Below are 21,637 nucleotides of genomic sequence, written 5' to 3' on the forward strand. Positions count from 1 at the left end.
TGCGGAAGGGAAGAGGCAGGGCATGACGCAGTTCGACCTGAGCGGGAAGGTCGCGATCATCACCGGATCGTCGCGCGGGATCGGCAAGGCGAGCGCTTTCGAGCTGGCGGCACATGGCGCGAGGGTGGTGATCTCCAGCCGGAAACAGGAGGCGTGCGATGCCGTCGCGGCGGAGATCAACGCGCGCTACGGCGAGGGCCGCGCGATCGCGGTCGCGGCGAACATCGCCGACAAGGCGGCGCTCCAGCATCTCGTCGACACGACCCGCAGCGCGTTCGGCCGTATCGACGTGCTGGTCTGCAACGCCGCCTCCAACCCCTATTACGGACCCCAGGCGGGGATCGGCGACGACCAGTTCCGCAAGATCCTCGACAACAACATCGTCTCCAACCACTGGCTGGTCCAGATGGTCGCCCCCGGCATGACGGAGCAGCGCGACGGCAGCATCATCATCATTTCCTCGATCGGCGGGCTTCGCGGATCGCCGGTCATCGGCGCCTATTGCATCAGCAAGGCCGCCGACATGCAGCTCGCGCGCAATCTCGCGGTCGAGTTCGGCCCGTCGGGCGTCCGCGTGAACTGTATCGCGCCAGGACTGATCCGCACCGATTTCGCGCGCGTGCTGTGGGAGGATCCCGAGCGGATCGCCGCGGCGAACACCCGCGTGCCGCTGCGACGCATCGGCGAACCCGAGGAAATCGCGGGCGCGGTGGTGTTTCTCGCTGCATCCGCGAGCCGTTTTATGACCGGGCAGACGCTGGTCATCGACGGCGGCGTCACGATCTAAAGGGGAGGGCATCATGCGGTTCGAGAACAGGTCGATCATCGTCACCGGCGCAGGATCCGGCATCGGCCGCGCGGCGGCATTGCTGTTCGCGGCAGAGGGCGGGCACGTCGTTGTCGCGGACCGTACCGAGGGTGCGGACGAGACCGCGCATCTGATCAGCCAGGCCGGCGGCATCGCCACCCCGATCCGTGTCGACGCGGGGGAGGAGGAGGACGTGATCCGCATGGTCGCGCTCGCCTGTGATACATATGGCGGGCTCGACGTGCTGTTCGCCAATGCCGGCATCTCGGGCGGCATGGCCAATCTCTTCGACACCGACGTCGTGCTGATCACCGAAGTACTGCGGGTCAATCTGATCGGTCCGTTCCTCGCCATCAAGCACGCGGCACCACGGATCGTCGCGCACGCGGCTGAGATGGGCAGGGGCGGCGCGATCGTTCTGACCGCGAGTGTCGCCGGGTTACGGTCGGGCGCAGGGTCGCCGGCCTATTCCGCGTCCAAGGCGGGGGTGATCAACCTCGCGGCGGTGTCGGCGCAGCAGCTGTCGGGTGCGAATGTCCGGGTCAATGCGATCTGCCCCGGGCTGACCGAGACGGGGATGACCAAGCCGGTGTTCGACTATGCGCGCGAGGCCAACAAGATGGACCGCGTCGGCCGCCTAAACCCGCTCCACCGCGGCGCGCAGCCCGAGGAGCTTGCCCGGGTCGCGGTGTTCCTCGCCTCCGATGACGCAAGCTACGTCAATGGTCAGGCGATCGTGGTCGATGGCGGATTGTCGTCGAGCCATCCGGTGACGCGGCAGGATTACGGCAAGACCGCAGCCTGAGGCGGTCCGCTCAGGCGGCTGAGAGATGGAGGTCGGCGAAACCGGTGAAATAGCCGCGTAGCGTCGGATCCTCGATTGGCGCGATCAGCGCCGCGATCGTGGCGGCCGGCGACGCCGCGCCACCACCAGGCGCGGCGCCGCTGGCAAATCCCATCGCCCAGCTGCCGAAGCTGCGCTCGGTGATCGTCTGTTTCGCGAGCTGCACCATCGCGAAATGCCGGTCGTCGCGCTGGATGCGATCGAAGGTGCGCGACACGGCGAGATCATCGCCTTCGAGCACCTGCAAGAACCTGTTGCCGCCAGCGATGAGCAGACCGGTCACGCCCGCGGCGGCATTGTTGCGCCGCGAGACCCGCAGGATCTCGTCGATGACCGGCTGTGTCACACGGCCACGCGACGTGCTGATATAGAGAAGGCGCTGCATGCCGATGATCCCGGAGAATGATCGCGCGGGACTAATCGGAATTTACGAAGACCGGGTTAACCCGCGTAAACTAAGGTTATTTTCGCATCCGGATCAGCCCCTCCTGCGCGACGCTCGCGACGAGCCGTCCGTCGCGGGAGAAGATCTTGCCGCGGTTGAAGCCGCGCGCATGGCCCGACCAGGGGGCATCGCAGGCATAGAGCAGCCAGTCGTCCGCGCGGAAATCCTCGTGCAGCCAGAGCGAATGATCGAGGCTGGCGGTCTGCAGACCCGGCGTGATCCAGTTGATCCCGTGCGGCAGCAGCGCGGTTCCCAGCAACGCCATGTCCGAGGCATAGGACAGGACCGCGCGGTGCATCGCCGGGTCATCGCCGATCGGCGCCACGATCCGAAACCAGTTGGCATGGTTCGGCGCCTGCGCGGGCGGATCGATCCAGCTGCGCGGGTTGACCGGGCGGACCTCGATCGGACGCCAGCGCAGCATGTGCGCGCGGAATTTTTCGGGAATGCCGTCGATATTCTCCAGCCGCAGGTCGCGATCGGAGCGCAGGTCCTCGGGCGGCGCGACGTCGGGCATCGCGTCCTGGTGATGGAGGCCGTCCTCGGGGGTCTGGAACGATGCCGCCATGTTGAGGATCGGCTGGCCCTTCTGCATCGCAATGACGCGACGCGTGGCAAAGCTGCGGCCCTCGAAATCGCGGACGACGCGGTAGACGATCGGGTAATCCTCGTTGCCCGGCCGCATGAAATAGGCGTGAAGCGAATGCGCCGCCTTGGGCGCCTCGGTCGAGCGCTGCGCGGCCTGGAGCGCCTGCGCGATCACCTGGCCACCGAACACGCGACCGACGCCGCCGGGCTGGCGCTTGCCGACATAGAGGTCGGTGTCCACCTCGTCGATCTCGAGCAGGTCGACGAGGCCCTGGGCGAGGGCTTGGGGTGTTACTTCGGCAGTATCGTCAGGCATTTGACCTCCTTGGTCTCCCGCGACGGCGGGAGCCCAGTCTGGGCCCCCGCCTTCGCGGGGGTACAAGTTCGGGTCAATAGCCCGCGGCGATGGCCAGCCTGTCGGCGTGGAAGTTGGCGTCGCCGAACAGCTCGGCCAGCACGCGCGCGCGCTTCATGTAGAAGCCGATGTCATATTCGTCGGTCATGCCGATGCCACCGTGCATCTGCACGCTTTCCTGCACGCTGAGCGTCGTCGCGAGCGCGGTCATCGCCTTGGCGACCGAAACGGCCTCGTCGGCCTTGTCGTGGCCCAGATCGAGCAGCTGCTGGGCCTTCAGGACCGCGGCGCGCGCGACCTCCATCTCCGAATAGAGATGCGCCGCGCGGTGCTGGAGCGCCTGGAAGCTGCCGATCAGCGTGCCGAACTGCTTGCGCTGCTTCATATAGCCGATCGTCATGTCCATCGCGCCGCCGCCGACGCCGAGCAGCTCGGCGGACGCGCCGGTGCGGCCCGCGCGGAGCAGGCGGTCGAGCGGGGCGCGGCCGGCATCGACCTCGCCGATCACCGCATCGGCATCGACCTCCACCCCGTCGAAGTCGAGCCGTGCCGCGAGGCTCGCATCGGCGAGGCGTTCGGCGTTCGCGCTGAGCCCGGCGGCGTCCTTCGGCACCGCGAACAGGGTGATGCCGTCGGCATCGTCCGCGCCGCCTGCGGTACGCGCGGCGACGATGATCAGGTCGGCGGTGTGGCCGTGCGCGACGAAGCGCTTGGCGCCGGTCAGTTTGAAGCCGTTACCCGCGCGTTCGGCGGTCATCGCGATGCTGTCGCGATGCTTGGCGGCCTCGTCGATCGCGAGCGCTGCTACCGTTTCGCCGGCGATGATGCCGGGGAACCAGCGTTCGGCCTGGCCGGTGCCCTTGAGCGCTTCGACCGCGGCGACGGCGGTGGTCAGGAAGGGGGAGGGCGACAGGTTGCGACCGATCTGTTCGAGCACGACACCCGCCTCGACATGGCCAAGGCCGAGTCCGCCCTGGTCCTCGCCGATCAGAATGCCGGTGAAGCCCATTTCGGCGAACTGCTTCCACAGATCGCGCGAGAAGCCGGTGGCGTCATCGGCGTCGCGAAGCGCGCGCATGTGGCTGACGGGGGCGTGTTCCGCCACAAAGTCGCGGATCGTGTCCTGAAGGACGGTCTGGTCGTCGTCGAGATAGAGTGGCATTTCTGTTCCCCCGCGGAGGCGGGGGCCCAGGAGCCCCGCGCGCAGCGTTCGTGATTTTGGGCTCCCGCTTCCGCGGGAGAACGGTAGAGCTCAGGCCGGCAGTTCGAGGATTCGCTTGGCGATGATGTTGAGCTGGATCTCGCTCGTCCCGCCCTCGATCGAGTTCGCCTTGGTGCGGAGCCACGAGCGCGGGATCGCACCGCCGCGCGAGCGCTCGCTGTCCCATTCGAGCGCGTCCGAGCCGCCCGCCGCCATCATCAGTTCGTAGCGCGACTTGTTCAGCTCGGTGCCGTAATATTTCATCATGCTCGGCTGCGCGGGGTGGGCCTTGCCTGCCTTGAGTTCATCGATGAAGCGTTCGGACATCGCCCCGAACGCCTTGGCGCGCACCTCGAACAGCGCGATCGACGCGCGGAGCAGCGGGTCGGCGAGGCGGCCGTCATGGCCGAGCCCGACGGTGGCGATCGCGCCGTCGATCAGCGGGTTGCCACCCGACGAGGCGAGCCCCATGCCCGAGATCATCTCGCGTTCGTGACCGAGCAGATATTTGGCGACGTCCCAGCCCTTGTTCTCCTCGTACACGCGGTTGACCTTGGGGACCTCGACATTGTCGAAGAAGGTCTCGCAGAAGGGGGAATTGCCGCTGATCAGCAGGATCGGCTTGGTCGAGACGCCGGGGGTGGCCATGTCGAACAGCACGAAGCTAATCCCACCCTGCTTCGAGGTCTTGTCGGTGCGGACCAGGCAGAAGATCCAGTCCGCCTTGTCGGCGTAGGACGTCCAGACCTTCTGGCCGTTGACGAGATAATGGTCGCCCTTGTCCTCCGCGGAGGTGGCAAGGCCGGCGAGATCGGAGCCCGCATTGGGTTCCGAATAGCCCTGGCACCAGCGAATCTCGCCGCGCGCGATCTTGGTCAGGTGATCGAGCTTCTGCTCCTCGGTGCCATATTTGAGCAGCGCCGGCCCGAGCATCGAGATGCCGAAGCTGTTGAGCGGGTTGCGCGCCTTGATCGCTGCCATCTCCTCGCGGAGGATCTTGGTCTCGGCAGGCGACAGGCCACCGCCGCCATAGGCCTTGGGCCAGTCGGGGACAGTCCATCCCCTGGCGGCCATCCTGTCGAGCCAGTCCTTCTGCGCGGGGCTCGATGGCTTGAACTGGCGACCGCCCCAGCAGACATCGTCCTCCGAGCGGACGGGCTTGCGCATCTCGGGCGGGCAGTTTTCCGCGAGCCAGGCGCGGGTTTCGGTGCGGAAGGTGTCGAGGTCGGTCATCGGGTCTTCCTTTCTCCCTCTCCCCCGAGGGGAGAGGGCGTAGAATTTACTTGATCTTTCCACCGCTCGCGGCGGCATCCTTCAGCGACTTGGCAACGGGGAAGCCGTATTTCTCGAGCCCGGCTACGACCTTTGGCAAGCCTTCCGACTGCGCCCAGAACATCGGGCCGCCGCGATAGACCGGCCAGCCGTAACCGTAGATCCACACCACATCGACGTCAGACGCACGCTGCGCCTTGCCCTCTTCGAGGATCAGCGCGCCTTCGTTGACCATCGTGTAGAGCGTGCGCGCGACGATCTCCTCGTCGCTGATCTCGCGCGGGGTGACGCCCGACTTGGCGCGGAAATCGTCGATGATCTCGGCGACGCGGGGGGAGTTGGACGGCGTGCGCTTCTCGTCATAGTCGTAGAAGCCCGCCTTGGTCTTCTGGCCCCAGCGGTTTTCTGCCGCCAGCGCGTCGCGGATATTTTCGATCCGGCTCGGGTCGCGGTGCCAGCCGATGTCGACGCCGGCGAGGTCGCTCATCTGGAACGGGCCCATCGGCATGCCGAACGCGACATGGACGCGGTCGATCTGCTCGGGGCTCGCGCCTTCGAGCAGCAGCTTGGTCGCCTCGACCTGGCGCGGCATCAGCATGCGGTTGCCGATGAAGCCGTAGGTGACGCCCGCCACCACGGCGACCTTCCTGATCTTCTTGGCAAGCGCCATGACGGTCGCGAGCACGTCGTTCGCGGTCTTGTCACCGCGAACCACCTCGAGCAGTTTCATCACGTTGGCAGGCGAGAAGAAGTGCATGCCCACGACGTCCTCGGGCCGCTTCGTGCACGCCGCGATCTCGTCGATGTTCAGATAGGAGGTGTTCGAGGCGAGGATCGCGCCTGGCTTGGCGATTGCGTCGAGACGCGTGAAGATGTCCTTCTTCACCTCCATCGTCTCGTACACCGCCTCGATGATCAGGTCGCATTCGGCGAGATCGGCGAAGTCGAGCGTGGGCTTCAGCGCGCCCATCGCCTGTTCGACCTGTTCGGGCTTCATCCGGCCCTTGGCGGCGGTCGCCTCGTAATTCTTGCGGACGACGCCGGTGCCGCGGTCGAGCGCCTCCTGCTGCATCTCGACGATCGTGACGGGGATGCCGGCGGACAGGAAGTTCATCGCGATGCCGCCGCCCATCGTGCCCGCGCCGATCACGCCGACGCGTTTGATCTCGCGCAGTTTCGTCTCCGCGGGGACGTCATCGATCTTGGCGGCCTGGCGCTCGGCGAAGAAAATATGGCGCTGGGCCGCGGACTGGACGCCCATCATGAGCGCCATGAACTGTTCGCGCTCGAACGCGATGCCGTCGGCGAAGCTCGACCCGTCGGCGGCCTTCTCGACGCAGGCGATGTTGGCGGCGGGGGCGTCGAAGTTGCGGAAGCGGCGGGCGTTCTCCTTCTTGAATGCGGCGACCGCGTCGGGATCGGCCTGTGCGGTCTTCTCGGACGCGCGGGGCAGGGGGCGCTTCGCCGCGATCTCGCGGGCGAACGCGATGGCGTCGGCCTCGAGGCTGTCCTCGCCGACGATCTTGTCGATCAGACCGGCGTCGAGCGCCCTCTTCGCCGAGATCGGATCGCCCTTGGCAGTCATCTCGAGCGCAAGCTTGACGCCGGCGATGCGCGGGATGCGCTGCGTGCCGCCCGCGCCGGGTAGCAGGCCGAGCTTGACCTCGGGCGTGCCGATCTTGGCCGAGGGAACGGCGACGCGGTAATGGCAGCCGAGCGTGACTTCGCAGCCGCCGCCCAGCGCGGTGCCGTGGATCGCGGCGACGACGGGCTTGGACGACGCCTCGATCATGTCGACGACGGTCGGCAGGCCGGGCTCGACCATCGGCTTGCCGAATTCGGTGATGTCGGCGCCCGCGAAGAAGGTACGGCCGTCGCAGCGGATCACCATCGCGGTGATGCTCGCGTCGGCGACGCCGTCCTTGATCGCGGCTTCGAGTCCTTGGCGAACTGCGGCGCCGAGCGCGTTGACCGGCGGGTTGTTCGAGATGATGACGAGAACGTCGTCATGGCGTTCGGTGCGGATCGGGGTGGTCATTATTCTCTCCTGGTAACGGCCGCCGACGGGTCAGGTCATGGCGGCGTAGATCATCGTCTTGAGTTCGCGGCGGATGGGGTAGAGGCTGCTGGGCGAGACCTGGGTCATGAAGACCATCGACAGGCGTTCGACCGGGTCGATGAAGAAGGCGGTCGAGAACATCCCGCCCCAGTAATATTCGCCCTTCGACCCCGGCATCATCGACCGCACCGGGTCGATCGTCACCGCAAAGCCGAGACCGAAACCGGTGCCGGCATTGGTCGCCTCGCTGAACATCGACCGGGACATCGTCGTCAGATCGGCGCCGCCGGGCAGATGGTTCTGCGTCATGAGTTCGAGCGTCTTGCGGCCGAGGATCCGCGCACCGTCGAGTTCGCCGCCGTTGAGGCACATCTGGCAGAAGCGCTGATAGTCGAGCGCGGTCGAGACGAGCCCGCCCCCGCCCGACAACAGCGTCGGCGGACGGCTCCACGCGCTCTTCTCGCCGCGGTCGAGCATCGTACGCCCCTTGCCCGGCGCGACCGTGTAGCAATCGGTCAGGCGATCCGTCTTGTCGGCAGGAACCTGGAATCCCGTGTCGTCCATCTTCAGCGGCACGAAGATGCGTGTCGTGAAGAAGGTGTCGAGCGTGACGCCCGAGACGCGCTCGACGACGGCACCCAGCACGTCGGTTGCCACCGAATAATTCCACGCGGTCCCCGGCGAGAATTCGAGCGGCAGCGCGCCCAGCGCGGCGACGAACCCGTCGAGATCGAGATTGCCGTGCCAGTTCTCGATCTTGCCTTCGCGATAGGCGGCGTCGACGTTCGACCGGTTCTGGAAGCCGTAGGTCAGACCCGAGGTGTGGCGGAGCAGGTCGATCATCCGCATCGGCTCGGCCGTTGGTCTCACCGCAAAGGGGACCCCCGCACCGCCGCCGTTATAGACGCCGATCCCCTTGAACGCGGGCAGGACGTGATGGACCGGCGTGTCGAGTGCGACGAGGCCCTGTTCGACCAGCATCATGAACGCGACCGAGGTGATCGGTTTGGTCATCGACGCGATCCGGAACAGCGAGGTCTCGTCGATCGGCGCGCCGCCTTCGCGGGCGAGGCCCTGATGCGAGAAATGCACAGTTTCGCCGTCGCGCGCGATCAGCAGCTGCGCATTGGGGAGCTTGCCGGTGACGATATAGCGGTCTTTCAACAGCCTATCGATCGCGGCGAGCCGTGCCGGATCGAAGCCATGCCGTTCAGCCGCCCCAGCGAACGCGGCGGTCATCGCCAGCTTCCCCGCATGCACCATACCCCCGGTTCGAACATGGGCACTCCTATTGCCTTGAGTGGCGTGCAAATCAACTCTAAACGTGCATCTGGTTGGCGGATAAGCCAAACCCGAAATTCATATTTGGAGTAGGCTGGCCTTGGCTCATGAACCAATCATCGCCCTGGACCCCAACTGGCCGGTCATGTCGATGGCGGAAACCGAACGGCGTCTGACTGCGCCCGGCGGCAAGTTCGAGATGGAGACCGTGACGATCGGCGGGGTCGCGACGCGCGTGTGGAAGAATGCGCCGCCGTCGCTGCGTTACCTGATCGAGGCCGCGCGCGGTCATGGCGAGCGCGTCTTCACCATCTATGAAGACGAGCGCGTGACCTATGAAGCGACGTGGCGCGCGGTGACGACGCTGGCGGCGCATCTGCGTACGCTGGGCATCGGGCCGGGCGACCGTGTCGCGCTGGCGATGCGCAACCTGCCCGAATGGCCGGTCGCGTTCTTCGCAGCGACCGCGATCGGCGCGGTGATGGTGCCGTTGAACGCGTGGTGGACGGGCGCGGAGATGGCCTATGGTCTCGCCGATTCGGGTGCCCGGGTCCTGATCACCGACGATGAACGCCATCACCGGCTCGAGGATATCTACGCGACGATTCCGTCGCTAGAGCAGGTGCTGGTCAGCCGCGCGGTCGCGCCGCTGACCGGTATCGCAGCGCCGCTGGAGGACGTGATCGGGGCGTCGTCGCACTGGGCGACGCTGCCCGACCAGCCGCTGCCCGACGCGGTGATCGCGCCCGACGACGATGCGACGATTTTCTATACCAGCGGCACGACCGGTGCCCCCAAGGGGGCGCTGGGGACGCATCGCAACATGATGTCGAACATCCTGACCGGGGGCTATTCGGGCGCGCGATCGGCCCTGCGGCGCGGCGAGATGCCGCCCGAGCCGACCCCGCGCGTGACGCTGACCGTCATCCCGCTCTTCCACGTCACCGCCTGCTCGGCGGGCATGATGGGGGTGATCGCGACGGGGAGCACGATGATCTTCATGCGCAAGTGGGACACCGTCCGTGCGATGGAGATCATCGAACGCGAAAAGGTGAACGTGACCGGCGGCGTGCCGACGATCGCGTGGCAGCTGATCGAGCATCCCGACCGCGGCAACTATGATCTCTCGTCGCTCGAATCGATCGCCTATGGTGGCGCGCCCTCGGCACCCGAGCTGGTCAGGCGCATCCATAGCGAGCTCGGTGCGCTGCCCGGCAATGGCTGGGGCATGACCGAGACGATGGCGACGGTCACGCATCACGGCGCGGAGGATTATCTCAACCGGCCGAGCAGCGCGGGCCCCCCCGCGCCGGTCGTCGACCTGAAGATCGTCGCGGAGGACGGCGTCACCGAGCTTCCGGTCGGCGAGGTCGGCGAGCTCTGGGCGCGCGGGCCGATGATCGTGAAGGGCTATTGGAACAAGCCGGAGGCGACCGCGACGACGTTCATCGACGGCTGGGTGCGGACGGGGGATCTCGCGCGGCTCGACGAGGAGGGGTTCTGCTACATCGTCGACCGCGCCAAGGACATGATCATTCGGGGTGGCGAAAACATCTATTCGTCGGAGGTTGAGAATGTCCTCTATGCGCATCCCGCGGTCACCGACTGCGCGCTGATCGGGCTGCCTCACCGCACGCTGGGCGAGGAGCCGGTTGCCGTCGTCCACCTCGCTCCCGGTGCGCAGGCGAGCGAGGCGGAACTGCAGGCCTGGGTGCGCGAACGGCTCGCGGCGTTCAAGACGCCCGTCGCCATCCGCTTCGTGCCCGAGACCTTGCCCCGCAACGCGAACGGCAAGATCCTGAAAAAGGACCTGCAATCGCTTTTTGCGGATCGGATTCCGACCACGGCATCATAGTTTAGGGCGATTCGTTCTGCATCTCGCAGGCGGAGCGTCAACACCGCTTGAATGCCGCCCCGATTGTGACAAGGGGAAGGGCAAGCGAGGGGTAACGGCATGGCGAACGACGATTATACGGCCCAGGCGGGTACGGCGGACGTCCATGAGGGAGGGCCGCCGCCCGCTAGGGGCGGGGCAACCACGGAAACCAGCGCGGAAGGAGTGTTCGAACCCCCGATCGGCGTTGGTGTCGAGGATGCGATGCGGATCGCGCAGCGACGCGATCGCCTGCTCGCCGCGCTGACGCTGACCGCCGGAATTGGGCTGGTCATCGCATTGCCGTTCGCGTTGAAGGCAGGGGCGGAGTTCTTCCTGCCGCTGACGACCGCGCTGGTGATCGCCGTCGCACTGATTCCGGTGCTCGAATGGCTCGAACGGCGGGGCGTGCCGTCGCCGATCGCGGCGCTCGCGTGCATTCTGGTGTTCTTGGTCGCGGCCAATGTCGCGATCGCCGCGATCCTCGTGCCGGCAACCGACTTTTTTCGGCTGCTGCCGACACGGCTCGATCGGATCCAGAGCAATCTGGCGCCGCTGCTCGATCTTTATTCGAGCCTCGAGAAATATGTGAACAAGACGCTGCGGCAGGTCGCGTCGACGCCGATCAAGCAGCCTGCAACCGCGGGCGTCGCGGCACCGAGTTCGATCCTCGAATTCGCCGCGACATCCGCGCCGGCGGTCATCGTCCAGCTGCTGTTCGGGATCCTGATCGTGTTCTTCTTCCTGTCCGGCTGGACGGGCATGCGACGGCAGACGATCACGGGCCGCACGAGCTTCGACGGGGCGATGGCGACCGCCCGCGTGATTCAGGACGTGGTCGACGATGTCTCGGCCTATCTCGGCACGATCACCGTCATCAATGTCCTGCTCGGGATCGTGACCGGCACCGCCTTGTGGGCGATCGGCATGCCCTATCCGGCGATGTGGGGCGGGATCGTCGCCCTGCTGAACTACATCCCCTATTTCGGACCCGTGATCGGCGCGTTCCTGCTCGGGCTGGGCGGGTTGATGACCTTTTCGGATATCTGGATGGCGCTGCTTCCCCCGGCATTGATGTACGGGCTGCATCTCGTCGAGGCGAACGCGATCACGCCGTTCATCGTCGGCCACCGGCTGACGATCAGCCCGCTGCTGATCCTGATCTCTCTGAGCTTCTGGGGCTGGGTCTGGGGCACGCTCGGCGCGTTGCTGGCGGTGCCGCTGCTGATCATCATTCAGACCGTGCTGGGCGCAGCGGGGAAGCCCGATATCGCGGGGTTCCTGTTCGAGCATGGCACGCTGGTGCAGCAGAAAAGCGGGCGGAATCGGCGCCGGGGGGACGCGTCCGACGACCAACGTGAAACAGGCGGCTGAATGGGGGTTGACGCTATCCCAACCCTCGCCTAGTTGCCGCCTCCACGCTGTTTCAGCGGGTGTAGCTCAGTTGGTTAGAGCGCCGGCCTGTCACGCCGGAGGTCGCGGGTTCGAGTCCCGTCACTCGCGCCATCGTTCGTCGATGGTGTGAAATAGTGTCTACGACGGTGACGACTGTCAGACCGGTTTGCGGGTGCTGTGCAGAGGTCGTCATTGGGAATGCGGGTGTAGCTCAGTTGGTTAGAGCGCCGGCCTGTCACGCCGGAGGTCGCGGGTTCGAGTCCCGTCACTCGCGCCACCCTAAGGGGTGGCCGAGCCCCCCTTTAAAATATTAGCCGCCGTCCGGACAGTGACCGGGATCAGCGCCCCGTTTCCATCCAGCGCAGCACGGGTTTCAGCGGCGCTATCCAGATCAGCCCTGTGACGAGATAGAATGCCAGCTGGCCCAGCCAGTGCCAGCTGCCGACGATCGTCGACAGGCTGACGATCGCGACGCACCACAGGGTAATCAGCAACAGGATGCCGAGCATCCCGGCGGGTTTGCGCCAGCTAGGTGTCATGGCGTGATCCAGTCCTTGTCTGTGGCGATGGCGTGAAGCGGCACGTCCCAGGCGTCGGGCGTCAGCGCGTCGACCTCCTGGATCGCCAGCGCGATCCCGATTCGCCATGCGTCGGGATGCGCGAGAAATGCGCGGTCGTAATAGCCTGCGCCCTGGCCGATGCGATTGCCGTGACGATCGAACCCCACCAGCGGGGTGAGGATGATGTCAGGGGCGAGCGCAGCGGCATCGGCCGGGGGCTGGTGAAGCCCGAAGGGGCCTGCGATCAGCGCCGCCTCGGTCTCCCACGCGAGAAACCGCATCGGCTGGTCGCAGCGCACGACGTGGGGAAGCGCGATGACGCACCCTGCCTCGACAGCAGCGCGTGCGAACGGCAAGGGATCCGCCTCACCAGCCATCGGAACATAGGAGGCGACGGTCAGGCCGGGCGAAAGCCGGGCCAGGAACGCGTCCGGGACGCGGATCTCGACCGGCGCGGCGGCCGCACGGGCGGCCCGCAATGCGGTACGTAGCGCGGCCTTGTCGCTCACGGGTGCGGATCGATCATGCGGGTATCGTCCGATGACGGGAATGGTGATGTGGCGGGCCCACCATGGCCGTGTGCCGGGTTATCCACTGACGCACGGTACGTCAGGTGGGGACCATATGCTTCGGACCAGGGTCCTAACAGGGACAGCCCCCTATGGATGATGAATAGCCTCAGGGATAATAAAGGCTCGTACCGGGCAGAACCCGCCAAGGCCAATCTAGGCGCTCGGCGGGCTTTGCTCAAGGGCCTGTGCAAGTCCTTCGAGACGATCGGCGATGCGCGTCAGCGCGATCTCGCTGACCGCCGATCCTTCGGGCGGACGATGCGCAGCTTCGTCGAGATCATCGGCGAGCATCAGTGCCACGAACAGCATCGCGCGTTCGGCACTGAGCCCCCCGGCGGCGCGGTCCGCGACCGGCCAGCGTTCGGCGAGCATCGCGCCGAGCAGACGCACGCGCGATTCCTCGCCGTCGCGACACGCCACCGCATGCGGGCGGCCACCGATATCGAGCATGACCTGTGCCATCAGTTGGGGCTCCCGCGGGTGATGACGTCGTCGAGCGCGGCGACCGCCTCCGCCATGCGCGCCTTGAGTGCGGCATGCCGCCTGGCGAGTGCGTCGCCGCTTTCGGCGCGTGCGTGGATCGCGGCTTCGATCCGGCCGATAGCGGCGTCGATCCTGTCGACCGCGGTTGGACCGTCGGGAGGCCTGTCGACGGCCGTCGGCGCGTCGGGAAGAGTATCTGGCATAGATTGCGAGATAGCATGGCCGGGGGGCGCGGCAAGCGGCTTTCGCCCGTGCCGTACACCGTCCATGGTGTTGACAGGGCGCCCCACCGCCCCGCAAAGGCAGCGCGCCCGGAACGGACTCACGGGCGTAGCGGAGATACAGCAATGACGGTCAAGGTTGCGATCAACGGTTTCGGGCGGATCGGCCGGCTCGTTGCCCGCGCGGTTCTGGAGCAGTCGAACGGCGCACTCGAACTCGTCGCGATCAACGATCTCGGCGACGCCAAGTCGAACGCCTGGCTGTTCAAGCGCGACAGCGTTCACGGCAAATATCCGGGCGACGTGTCGGCCGAGGGCAATGAACTCGTCGTCGAAGGCAAGCGCATCCGCGTCACCGCCGAGCGCGACCCCGCGAACCTGCCGCACGCCGAACTGGGCGTCGACATCGTGCTCGAATGCACCGGCTTCTTCACCGACAGGGCAAGCTGCCAGAAGCATCTCGACGCCGGCGCCAAGAAGGTGCTGATCTCGGCACCGGGCAAGAATGTCGACCTGACGGTCGTCTATGGCGTCAACCACGACAAGCTGACGGCCGAGCACACGATCGTGTCGAACGCGTCGTGCACGACCAACTGCCTGGCTCCCGTCGCCAAGGTGCTGAACGACGCGATCGGAATCGAGCGCGGGCTGATGACGACGATCCATGCCTATACCAACGACCAGAAGATCCTGGACCAGATCCACCCGGACCTGCGTCGCGCACGCGCTGCGGCGATGTCGATGATCCCGACCACGACGGGCGCCGCGCGCGCCGTGTCCGAAGTGCTGCCCGAACTGAAGGGCAAGCTCGACGGGTCGGCAATTCGCGTGCCCGTGCCCGACGTCTCACTGATCGACCTGACCTTCACCCCGTCGCGCGACACGACGCGCGAAGAAGTGAACGCGGTGCTGAAGGCGGCATCCGAGAGCGGCCCGCTGGTCGGCGTGCTCGACTGGTCGGACGAGCCGCTCGTCTCGATCGATCTCCAGCATACCCCGGCCTCGTCGACGATCGACAGCCTCGAGACCGCGGTGATCGACGGCAAGCTGGTCCGCGTTGTCAGCTGGTACGACAATGAATGGGGCTTCTCGAACCGCATGGTCGACACGGCCACGGCGATGGCGAAGTTCATCTGAACTTGCGATCCATGTACCCCCTCTTCCGTTCGCTTCGAGCGCAGTCGAGAAGCCGCTTCGCGTGACAGATGGTGTCTCGACTGCGCTCGACACGAACGGGCAGGGGGCGGTGGCCTCGACCTTGAATAGGGCAGGCACGATCGCCGGCATCGCGCGTCACGCCCGCGCGAAAGCCCCGATGGAGGTCATCGACCATGTCGAGATCACCATCGACGCCGGGCTGCATGGTGACTTTCGCGGCTATGTGAAGCCCGGCGGCAGGGGGCGGCGTCAGGTCACGTTGCTCGAACGCGGCGACTGGGATGCCGCGATGGCCGAGGTCGGCTGTGATATTCCCTGGTACGAACGCCGCGCGAACCTTCTCGTCGACGGCTTCGACCTTCCCCAGATACCCGGCACGCGGCTTCGCATCGGCGCGGACGTCGTGCTGGAGGTGACGCGCCACACCGATCCGTGCGAACGGATGGAAGCCCTGGCGCCAGGATTGTTCGCCGCGCTCACGCCCGACTGGCGGGGCGGGGCGTGTACCCGCGTTTTGATGGGCGGCAGAATCGCCGTCGGTGACGAGATCAGGATCGAAGAATCATGAGCAAGCCATTCAAGACACTCGACGACATGGGCGATGTGCAGGGCAAGCGCGTGCTTGTCCGCGAAGACCTCAACGTGCCGATGGCCGAAGGGGCCGTCACCGACGACACGCGCTTGCGGGCGACCGTCGCGACGGTCGGCGAGCTGGCCGACAAGGGCGCGATCGTCCTGATCCTCGCCCATTTCGGCCGCCCCAAGGGCAATCCGAGCCCGGAATTCTCGCTCTCGCAGGTCGTCCGGCCGTATAGCGACGTGCTGGGCCGCGAGGTTCGCTATGTCGACTGGGAGGGCGCGGACGACGCGGTCGCGATGCTCGAACCCGGCAATATCGCGGTTCTGGAGAACACGCGCTTCTTCGGCGGCGAGGAGACGAGTGATCCGGCGGTGGTCGCGCGCTTCGCCAGCCTCGGCGATCTCTACGTCAACGACGCCTTCTCTGCCGCGCACCGCGCGCACGCCTCGACCGAGGGGCTGGCACATGTCCTGCCCGCCTTTGCCGGCCGCGCGATGGAGGCCGAGCTCGACGCGCTCCAGAAGGCGCTGGGAGCGCCGGAGCATCCCGTCGCGGCGGTCGTGGGCGGCGCGAAGGTATCGTCGAAGCTCGACGTGCTGCGGCACCTGGTCACGCGCGTCGATCACCTGATCATCGGCGGCGGCATGGCCAACACCTTTCTCGCGGCGCGCGGCGTCGATGTTGGCAAGAGCCTGTGCGAGCATGAGCTCGCCGCCACCTGCGAACAAATTATGGAGGCTGCCGACAAGGCGAACTGCATCGTCCATCTGCCGTACGACGTGGTCGTTGCGAAAGAGTTCAAGCCGAACCCCGCCACGCGCACGATCAACGTGCACGAGGTCGCAGCGGACGAGATGATCCTCGACGTCGGCCCGGCCGCGGTCGAATCGCTTGGCGACGTCCTGAAGAATTGCCGGACCCTGGTCTGGAACGGTCCGCTCGGCGCGTTCGAGACGCCGCCGTTCGATACCGCCACGGTCGCGCTCGCCAAGACGGCGGCGGCACTCACCGAGGGTGGTTCGCTGGTCTCGGTCGCAGGCGGTGGCGATACGGTCGCAGCGCTCAACCATGCCGGGGTCGCGGATGCGTTTACCTTCGTATCGACGGCCGGCGGTGCGTTCCTGGAATGGATGGAGGGCAAGAACCTGCCCGGCGTCGCCGCGCTGACCCGTTAAGGTATCGGCGCCGGCTCGTTGAGCAGGGGCACGAGCGGCGTGTTCAGGTCGGCCAGGTCGAACGCGCCGGGTTTCGCATAGCGGACGATCCCGGCGCGATCGATGATGTAGTTGGTCGGCAGCGCGCCCATGACGCCGAACGCGCCCTTGATCCGCCGCGCCGATGGTATCGCCAGCGCCGCGAAGACCGGTTTCAGCTTGTACGCCGGGAGCGATTCTTCGGTTGCAACCGCGAAGACGCGCAGGCCATTGCCCTTGCGCAGCCGGTAATAGGTATCGAGCAGCGGCAATTCAGCCTTGCACGGCCCGCACCATGTCGCCCAGAAATTGAGGATGACGACCTGTCCGTGCAGGTCGGTGCTGCTGATCCTGCTGCCGTCGATCAGCGTCATTTCGAACTTTGGCGCCCGGTCGCCGACCTTGATCGTCGCTGACGCGTGGGACGGCGTCATCGCGATTGCCAACGCCAATGCGCTCGCGACTACGCCCTTTGTCGAAACCGTCATCGCCCGCTCTCCCCCCGGAGGTTTTCCCGTCGTCATCCTCGGCGTCCGGGGATGGTGCGTCAATCCGTCCCTGGCGCGCGTTCGAGTACAGTCGAGCAGGGGTTGATCAAGCGCCGCCCCTTGCCTATGTTTAACATGTTAAACGGAGACTCGGATGCTCGGCGTCAGGCTCGATAGCGACCTCGAAGAACGACTCGCGGCGGTCGCCCGCACGCAAGGGCGCAGCAAGAGCGATATCGCACGTGAAGCCGTGCGCCGCTACGTCGAACGCCACGATGAAGCGTTCCTTGCGGAGGCAAAGCGGCAATCGCTCCTCGCTGCCGCACATGATCGACACGCGAAGGACGAAGACTGGGATGCCATGTTCGCGGAGTCCCTGACGTGAAAATTACACGGGGCATGGTCGTGATCGGGGCTGGCAAAGGGGAGTCTTCCCGGAAGCCACGACCGTTCCTCGTCGTTCAGTCAGACCTGTTCGCTGATCATGGCACGGTCTCGCTGTGCCCACTCACCAGCGTCATCACCGGCACCAGCCTCTTTCGCGTGTCGCTCGAGGCGTCGCCCGAGACGGGTCTTCTCTGCGACAGCGAGATTCAGGTCGACAGGCTCGACACGCTCGACCGCAACGCCATCGTCAGGATTATCGGTACGATACCCATCACCACCATGACCCGGGTCGACGACGCGCTGCGCCGCTGGCTCGAACTCTAAGACAGGAATGACCATGACCTCGACGATCACACCGCAAATCAAGACTATCCTCGACAAGTATGAGGCCACGAGTTCGGCGGTAAAGGCGAACCTTGCGCGCATCCTGATGCAGGGCAAGCTCGGCGGTACCGGCAAGCTGGTGATCCTGCCCGTCGACCAGGGTTTCGAGCACGGCCCGGCACGCAGCTTCTCGGTCAATCCGGCGGCCTATGACCCGCATTACCATTATCAGCTCGCGATCGACGCCGGGCTCAGCGCCTATGCAGCGCCGCTCGGCATGCTCGAAGCGGGCGCGGACACGTTCGCCGGGCAGATCCCGACAATTCTGAAGTGCAACAGCTCGAACAGCTGGGCGACGTCGATCGACCAGGCGGTGACCGCGACCGTGGCGGACGCGGTGCGGCTCGGCTCGGCGGCGATCGGCTTCACCATCTATCCGGGCGCGGACCAGTTCTTCGACCTGGTCGAGGAAATCCGCGAGCTGAGCGAAGAGGCCAAGTCGGTCGGCATCGCGACCGTCATCTGGTCCTATCCGCGCGGCGGCGAGCTGACCAAGGACGGCGAGCTCGCGCTCGACGTCGGCGCCTATGCCGCGCACATGGCGGCGCTGCTCGGCGCGCACATCATCAAGACCAAGCTGCCGACCGATCATATCGAGCAGAAGGAAGCCAAGCCGCTTTATGCCGGCACCGACTGGTCCAAGCAGGCCGATCGCGTCCGCCACGTCGTCCAGTCGAGCTTTGCCGGGCGTCGCATCAACGTGTTCTCGGGCGGCGCGTCCAAGGGTGCCGATGCGGTCTTCCAGGATGCACGCGATATTCGTGACGGCGGTGGCAACGGCTCGATCATCGGCCGCAACACCTTCCAGCGTCCGCGCGACGAGGCACTGGCGATGCTCGACCGGATCATCCGGATCTACAAGAACGAGGAATAAGCGCGGCTTCGCCCGTCCGTCATCCCGGCTCTGCGCCGGGGTGACGGGCGCGGCGCGACCCGCTAGGGGCGGGGAATGACCGAAGAAGATCCGCTGGGCCCGCTCGACCCGACATTCGCCGAGAATTTCCGTCGCGACATGCGGCGTCCGCCATGTCAGCTCTATCTCGTCTCGCCGCTCGACGTCGGCGGCGACTTTCCCGAGCGGCTTGCGCGCGCGCTCGACGCCGGGCCGGTGGCCGCGTTTCAGTTCCGCGTGAAGGACATCGACCAACACGCCGCCGCCGCGCTCGGTGCGCCGCTGCGTGCGATCTGTGCCGAGCGCGACGTCGCGTTCATCGTCAACGACGATATCGGGCTGGCGAAGCGGCTCGACGCGGACGGCGTGCATCTCGGGCAGAGCGATGGCGATCCGCGCGAGGCTCGCGCGCAGCTCGGCCCCAATGCGCAGATCGGCGTCACCTGTCACGGCAGCCGGCATCTGGCGATGGAAGCGGGCGAGGCCGGCGCGGACTATGTCGCGTTCGGGGCCTTTCATCCGACCACGACCAAGACCGTCGAGCATCTGGCCGAGCCCGTGCTCCTGTCCTGGTGGTCGACACTGTTCGAAATGCCATGTGTGGCGATCGGCGGGATCACGCCGGACAATGCTGCGGCGCTGGCAGCGGCGGGGGCCGACTTCATCGCGGTGTCGGGCGCCGTCTGGAATGGTGACGAGGTCGCTGCGGTCAAGGCATTCGGCGAGGTGCTCGCCAAGCGCTGAGACCCTGCGTCGCCCTCGGATACCTCAACTGTCGCGCTGCGCCTTGCGGCTCTGGATCCTGACTTTCGTCAGGATGACGGTTTGGGGTGATGGAGGCGCGTTGGCTGGCGTCACGGAAACAACCGTCGTTCCAACCGTTTGATGCAGTAGCGTAACGGTTGGGATGACGAGCATGACGGCATTTGTGACGAAAGCTTCGGTTCTTGCAGGTTGCCTGCTCGCGGCCCTGCCGGCGGTGGCGCAGCCTGTCCCTGCCAAGCCGGTACCGATCGACCGCAACGTACTGCACGTCCAGGTGATCCTCGATCATCTGGGTTTCGGTCCGGGCGTACTCGACGGACGCGGCGGGCAATCGCTCGTGGCCGCGCTCAAAGGGTTTCAAGAGGCCAAGGGGCTGCCGATTACGGGCAAGCCCGACACGCAGACGATGCGCGCGCTGTATCCCTATCGTGCGGCACGGCCGACCGTCACGGTCGCGCTGACGCCCGAGATGCTCGCGGGGCCGTTCGTCAATCCGCTGCCCAAGGACCCGGCGAAGCAGGCCGAGCTTCAGACGATCGGCTACCGGACGGTCATGGAGAAGCTGGGTGAGATGTTCCACACCACGCCCGCGGTGATCATGGCCCTCAACTCGCCGTCGACCAAGCTGTCGGCGGGGACAAAGGTGGTGTTCCCCAACGCTCTGCCGACGTCGCGCGACTATGATCCGAAGTTCCGTCCCGACTGGCGCGCGACGCTCAACATGCTGAACGTCGATGCGAAGCAGCCACAGGCGGATCACGTCGTCGTCGACAAGTCCGACGGCGTGCTGCGGGTGCTCGACGCGAACAACAAGCTGATTGCGCAATTCTCCGCGACGATGGGGTCTAGCCACGACCCGCTGCCGCTGGGGACATGGACGATCAAGGGCTCCGACTATAACCCCAAATTCCACTTCAACCCGGCGCTGTTCTGGGATGCGAAGAAGGGACAGAAGAAGGAGATGCTGCCGCCGGGGCCGAACGGTCCAGTCGGCGTGGTGTGGATGGACCTGTCGAAGGATCATTACGGCATTCACGGCACGCCCAACCCCGAGACGATCGGGCGCGCCGAAAGCCATGGCTGTATCCGCCTGACGAACTGGGACGCGGCAAGGCTATCGATGATGATCAAGCCGGGGACCAAGGCGGTCTTCCAGGCCTGATCGCATGACGCGGACGTTCTGGGTTATTCTCGCGCTGATCGTCCTGGTGGTTGGCGCGTTCGCTTCGATGCTGTCTTTTGGGGATGGCGGGCGACGGTCGGTGGCGTGGCGCGCGTCGTCGCCGACGGCGTCGAACGTCGCGGTCGCGGAGGACGGGGTTGCGGACGCGCCCCGTTCGTTGACGATGCCGGTGCTGGGTGTCCCACGCACCGCGGTCGGCAACAGCTGGAACGATCCGCGCGGCGGCGGGCTGCGCGGGCATCATGGCACCGACATCATGGCGGCGGGCGGCACGCCGGTCGTCGCGGCGGCGCCAGGACGAATCGAGAAGCTGTTCCAGAGCGCGCTTGGCGGGATCACCGTCTATGTCCGGTCACCCGACCGGCGCTGGACCTATTATTATGCGCACCTCGCGGGCTATGCGCCGGGCGTGCGCGAAGGGATGGCGGTCGCGGCGGGGGACCGACTTGGCTATGTCGGCGACACCGGTGACGCGGGCGCAGGCAATTATCACCTGCATTTCGGGGTGAGCCGGATGCAGCCGGGCCAGCGCTGGTGGCAGGGCGAGGAGGTCAATCCCTACCCGCTGCTTGCCCGCGCGCGGCCATCCCGCTAAAGCGCGCGGCTTCGGGTTTCCGCACGGCCTTGCCTGGCGGACGGCCCCTAGCTCT

24 protein-coding genes and 2 tRNA genes are annotated in these 21,637 nt (G+C 66.2%); 15 read left to right on the top strand and 11 right to left on the bottom strand.

Features of this window, described 5'->3' with window-relative positions; all coding sequences use genetic code 11:
* The first annotated feature begins 22 nt into the window (after positions 1-22).
* Entirely contained in the window at positions 23-787 is a 765-nt protein-coding gene (locus SOM18_RS06660; protein ID WP_031440972.1) for an SDR family oxidoreductase, read from the top strand.
* A 13-nt stretch (positions 788-800) separates the two neighbouring features.
* Entirely contained in the window at positions 801-1,613 is an 813-nt protein-coding gene (locus SOM18_RS06665) for an SDR family NAD(P)-dependent oxidoreductase (RefSeq protein WP_031440971.1), read from the top strand.
* Positions 1,614-1,623: 10 nt separating this feature from the next.
* On the opposite strand, the gene SOM18_RS06670 is transcribed toward SOM18_RS06665, so the two are convergent.
* The 6 genes from SOM18_RS06670 to SOM18_RS06695 form a co-directional block, all read right to left on the bottom strand.
* Positions 1,624-2,037: a BLUF domain-containing protein gene (locus tag SOM18_RS06670; protein ID WP_031440970.1), complete on the bottom strand. Its 414-nt coding sequence runs from the start codon at positions 2,035-2,037 to the stop codon at positions 1,624-1,626.
* A gap of 76 nt (positions 2,038-2,113) precedes the next feature.
* Positions 2,114-3,001 (bottom strand): acyl-CoA thioesterase, encoded by an 888-nt coding sequence (locus tag SOM18_RS06675; RefSeq protein WP_031440969.1) that lies wholly within the window; start codon positions 2,999-3,001, stop codon positions 2,114-2,116.
* Positions 3,002-3,074: 73 nt separating this feature from the next.
* A complete protein-coding gene (locus tag SOM18_RS06680; RefSeq protein WP_192141786.1) occupies positions 3,075-4,202 on the bottom strand; it encodes an acyl-CoA dehydrogenase family protein in 1,128 nt (375 codons plus the stop codon).
* A 90-nt stretch (positions 4,203-4,292) separates the two neighbouring features.
* Positions 4,293-5,474 (bottom strand): acyl-CoA dehydrogenase family protein, encoded by a 1,182-nt coding sequence (locus SOM18_RS06685; protein ID WP_031440967.1) that lies wholly within the window; start codon positions 5,472-5,474, stop codon positions 4,293-4,295.
* A gap of 46 nt (positions 5,475-5,520) precedes the next feature.
* Positions 5,521-7,551 (bottom strand): 3-hydroxyacyl-CoA dehydrogenase NAD-binding domain-containing protein, encoded by a 2,031-nt coding sequence (locus SOM18_RS06690; RefSeq protein ID WP_031440966.1) that lies wholly within the window; start codon positions 7,549-7,551, stop codon positions 5,521-5,523.
* Between the two features lie 30 nt (positions 7,552-7,581).
* Positions 7,582-8,811 (bottom strand): serine hydrolase domain-containing protein, encoded by a 1,230-nt coding sequence (locus tag SOM18_RS06695; protein ID WP_031440965.1) that lies wholly within the window; start codon positions 8,809-8,811, stop codon positions 7,582-7,584.
* A 187-nt stretch (positions 8,812-8,998) separates the two neighbouring features.
* Here SOM18_RS06695 and SOM18_RS06700 point away from each other — a divergent pair, with 187 nt between their 5' ends.
* The 4 genes from SOM18_RS06700 to SOM18_RS06715 all read left to right on the top strand — a co-directional run bounded on the left by SOM18_RS06700 (position 8,999) and on the right by SOM18_RS06715 (position 12,398).
* Positions 8,999-10,708 (top strand): class I adenylate-forming enzyme family protein, encoded by a 1,710-nt coding sequence (locus SOM18_RS06700; RefSeq protein ID WP_042467219.1) that lies wholly within the window; start codon positions 8,999-9,001, stop codon positions 10,706-10,708.
* Positions 10,709-10,951: 243 nt separating this feature from the next.
* On the top strand, positions 10,952-12,100 hold the full coding sequence (locus SOM18_RS06705; protein WP_081874318.1) for an AI-2E family transporter: 1,149 nt from the start codon (positions 10,952-10,954) through the stop codon (positions 12,098-12,100).
* A gap of 55 nt (positions 12,101-12,155) precedes the next feature.
* Positions 12,156-12,232 (top strand) — tRNA-Asp (locus tag SOM18_RS06710).
* 89 nt (positions 12,233-12,321) lie between these two features.
* Positions 12,322-12,398 (top strand) — tRNA-Asp (locus SOM18_RS06715).
* 61 nt (positions 12,399-12,459) lie between these two features.
* On the opposite strand, the gene SOM18_RS06720 is transcribed toward SOM18_RS06715, so the two are convergent.
* The 4 genes from SOM18_RS06720 to SOM18_RS06735 all read right to left on the bottom strand — a co-directional run bounded on the left by SOM18_RS06720 (position 12,460) and on the right by SOM18_RS06735 (position 13,939).
* A complete protein-coding gene (locus tag SOM18_RS06720) occupies positions 12,460-12,660 on the bottom strand; it encodes a DUF2842 domain-containing protein (protein WP_031396564.1) in 201 nt (66 codons plus the stop codon).
* Positions 12,657-13,190 carry a 5-formyltetrahydrofolate cyclo-ligase gene (locus tag SOM18_RS06725; protein WP_031440962.1) on the bottom strand — a complete coding sequence of 178 codons (534 nt, stop codon included), beginning with the start codon at positions 13,188-13,190 and terminating at the stop codon, positions 12,657-12,659. Before SOM18_RS06725 ends, SOM18_RS06720 begins: the two co-directional genes overlap by 4 nt.
* A 216-nt stretch (positions 13,191-13,406) precedes the next feature.
* On the bottom strand, positions 13,407-13,715 hold the full coding sequence (locus tag SOM18_RS06730) for a cell division protein ZapA (RefSeq protein WP_031440961.1): 309 nt from the start codon (positions 13,713-13,715) through the stop codon (positions 13,407-13,409).
* Positions 13,715-13,939, bottom strand: a complete 225-nt coding sequence (locus SOM18_RS06735; RefSeq protein ID WP_031396567.1) for a hypothetical protein — start codon at positions 13,937-13,939, stop codon at positions 13,715-13,717. The genes SOM18_RS06730 and SOM18_RS06735 overlap by 1 nt, the downstream gene beginning before the upstream one ends.
* A gap of 144 nt (positions 13,940-14,083) precedes the next feature.
* Between SOM18_RS06735 and gap the strand changes: the two genes are divergently transcribed.
* From gap to SOM18_RS06750, 3 genes are all read left to right on the top strand, one after another.
* Positions 14,084-15,094, top strand: a complete 1,011-nt coding sequence (gene gap, locus SOM18_RS06740; RefSeq protein WP_320481470.1) for a type I glyceraldehyde-3-phosphate dehydrogenase — start codon at positions 14,084-14,086, stop codon at positions 15,092-15,094.
* Between the two features lie 178 nt (positions 15,095-15,272).
* Positions 15,273-15,683, top strand: coding sequence for an MOSC domain-containing protein (locus SOM18_RS06745; protein WP_042467217.1), 411 nt, complete (start codon positions 15,273-15,275; stop codon positions 15,681-15,683).
* A complete protein-coding gene (locus tag SOM18_RS06750; protein WP_320481471.1) occupies positions 15,680-16,870 on the top strand; it encodes a phosphoglycerate kinase in 1,191 nt (396 codons plus the stop codon). The genes SOM18_RS06745 and SOM18_RS06750 overlap by 4 nt, the downstream gene beginning before the upstream one ends.
* Here the strand turns inward: SOM18_RS06750 and SOM18_RS06755 are convergent.
* The gene (locus tag SOM18_RS06755) at positions 16,867-17,376 is read right to left on the bottom strand and encodes a TlpA family protein disulfide reductase (protein WP_031440958.1); all 510 of its coding nucleotides are present in this window, start codon (positions 17,374-17,376) and stop codon (positions 16,867-16,869) included. The two genes, SOM18_RS06750 and SOM18_RS06755, sit on opposite strands and share 4 nt — an antisense overlap.
* A 154-nt stretch (positions 17,377-17,530) precedes the next feature.
* Here SOM18_RS06755 and relB point away from each other — a divergent pair, with 154 nt between their 5' ends.
* From relB to SOM18_RS06785, 6 genes are all read left to right on the top strand, one after another.
* Positions 17,531-17,761 (top strand): type II toxin-antitoxin system RelB family antitoxin, encoded by a 231-nt coding sequence (relB, locus tag SOM18_RS06760; protein WP_037527511.1) that lies wholly within the window; start codon positions 17,531-17,533, stop codon positions 17,759-17,761.
* Positions 17,758-18,087, top strand: coding sequence for a type II toxin-antitoxin system PemK/MazF family toxin (locus SOM18_RS06765; protein ID WP_152555489.1), 330 nt, complete (start codon positions 17,758-17,760; stop codon positions 18,085-18,087). Before relB ends, SOM18_RS06765 begins: the two co-directional genes overlap by 4 nt.
* Before the next feature lie 13 nt (positions 18,088-18,100).
* On the top strand, positions 18,101-19,021 hold the full coding sequence (locus SOM18_RS06770; RefSeq protein WP_031440956.1) for a class I fructose-bisphosphate aldolase: 921 nt from the start codon (positions 18,101-18,103) through the stop codon (positions 19,019-19,021).
* A gap of 75 nt (positions 19,022-19,096) precedes the next feature.
* Entirely contained in the window at positions 19,097-19,783 is a 687-nt protein-coding gene (gene thiE / locus SOM18_RS06775; protein WP_031440955.1) for a thiamine phosphate synthase, read from the top strand.
* A 172-nt stretch (positions 19,784-19,955) separates the two neighbouring features.
* Positions 19,956-20,966 (top strand): L,D-transpeptidase family protein, encoded by a 1,011-nt coding sequence (locus SOM18_RS06780; protein WP_031440954.1) that lies wholly within the window; start codon positions 19,956-19,958, stop codon positions 20,964-20,966.
* Positions 20,967-20,970: 4 nt separating this feature from the next.
* Positions 20,971-21,582 carry a M23 family metallopeptidase gene (locus tag SOM18_RS06785; RefSeq protein WP_031440953.1) on the top strand — a complete coding sequence of 204 codons (612 nt, stop codon included), beginning with the start codon at positions 20,971-20,973 and terminating at the stop codon, positions 21,580-21,582.
* Positions 21,583-21,637 lie beyond the last annotated feature (55 nt).

This window comes from Sphingomonas sp. CFBP9019, assembly GCF_034045155.1.
In the GTDB taxonomy this organism is placed as follows: Bacteria; Pseudomonadota; Alphaproteobacteria; order Sphingomonadales; family Sphingomonadaceae; genus Sphingomonas; species Sphingomonas aerolata.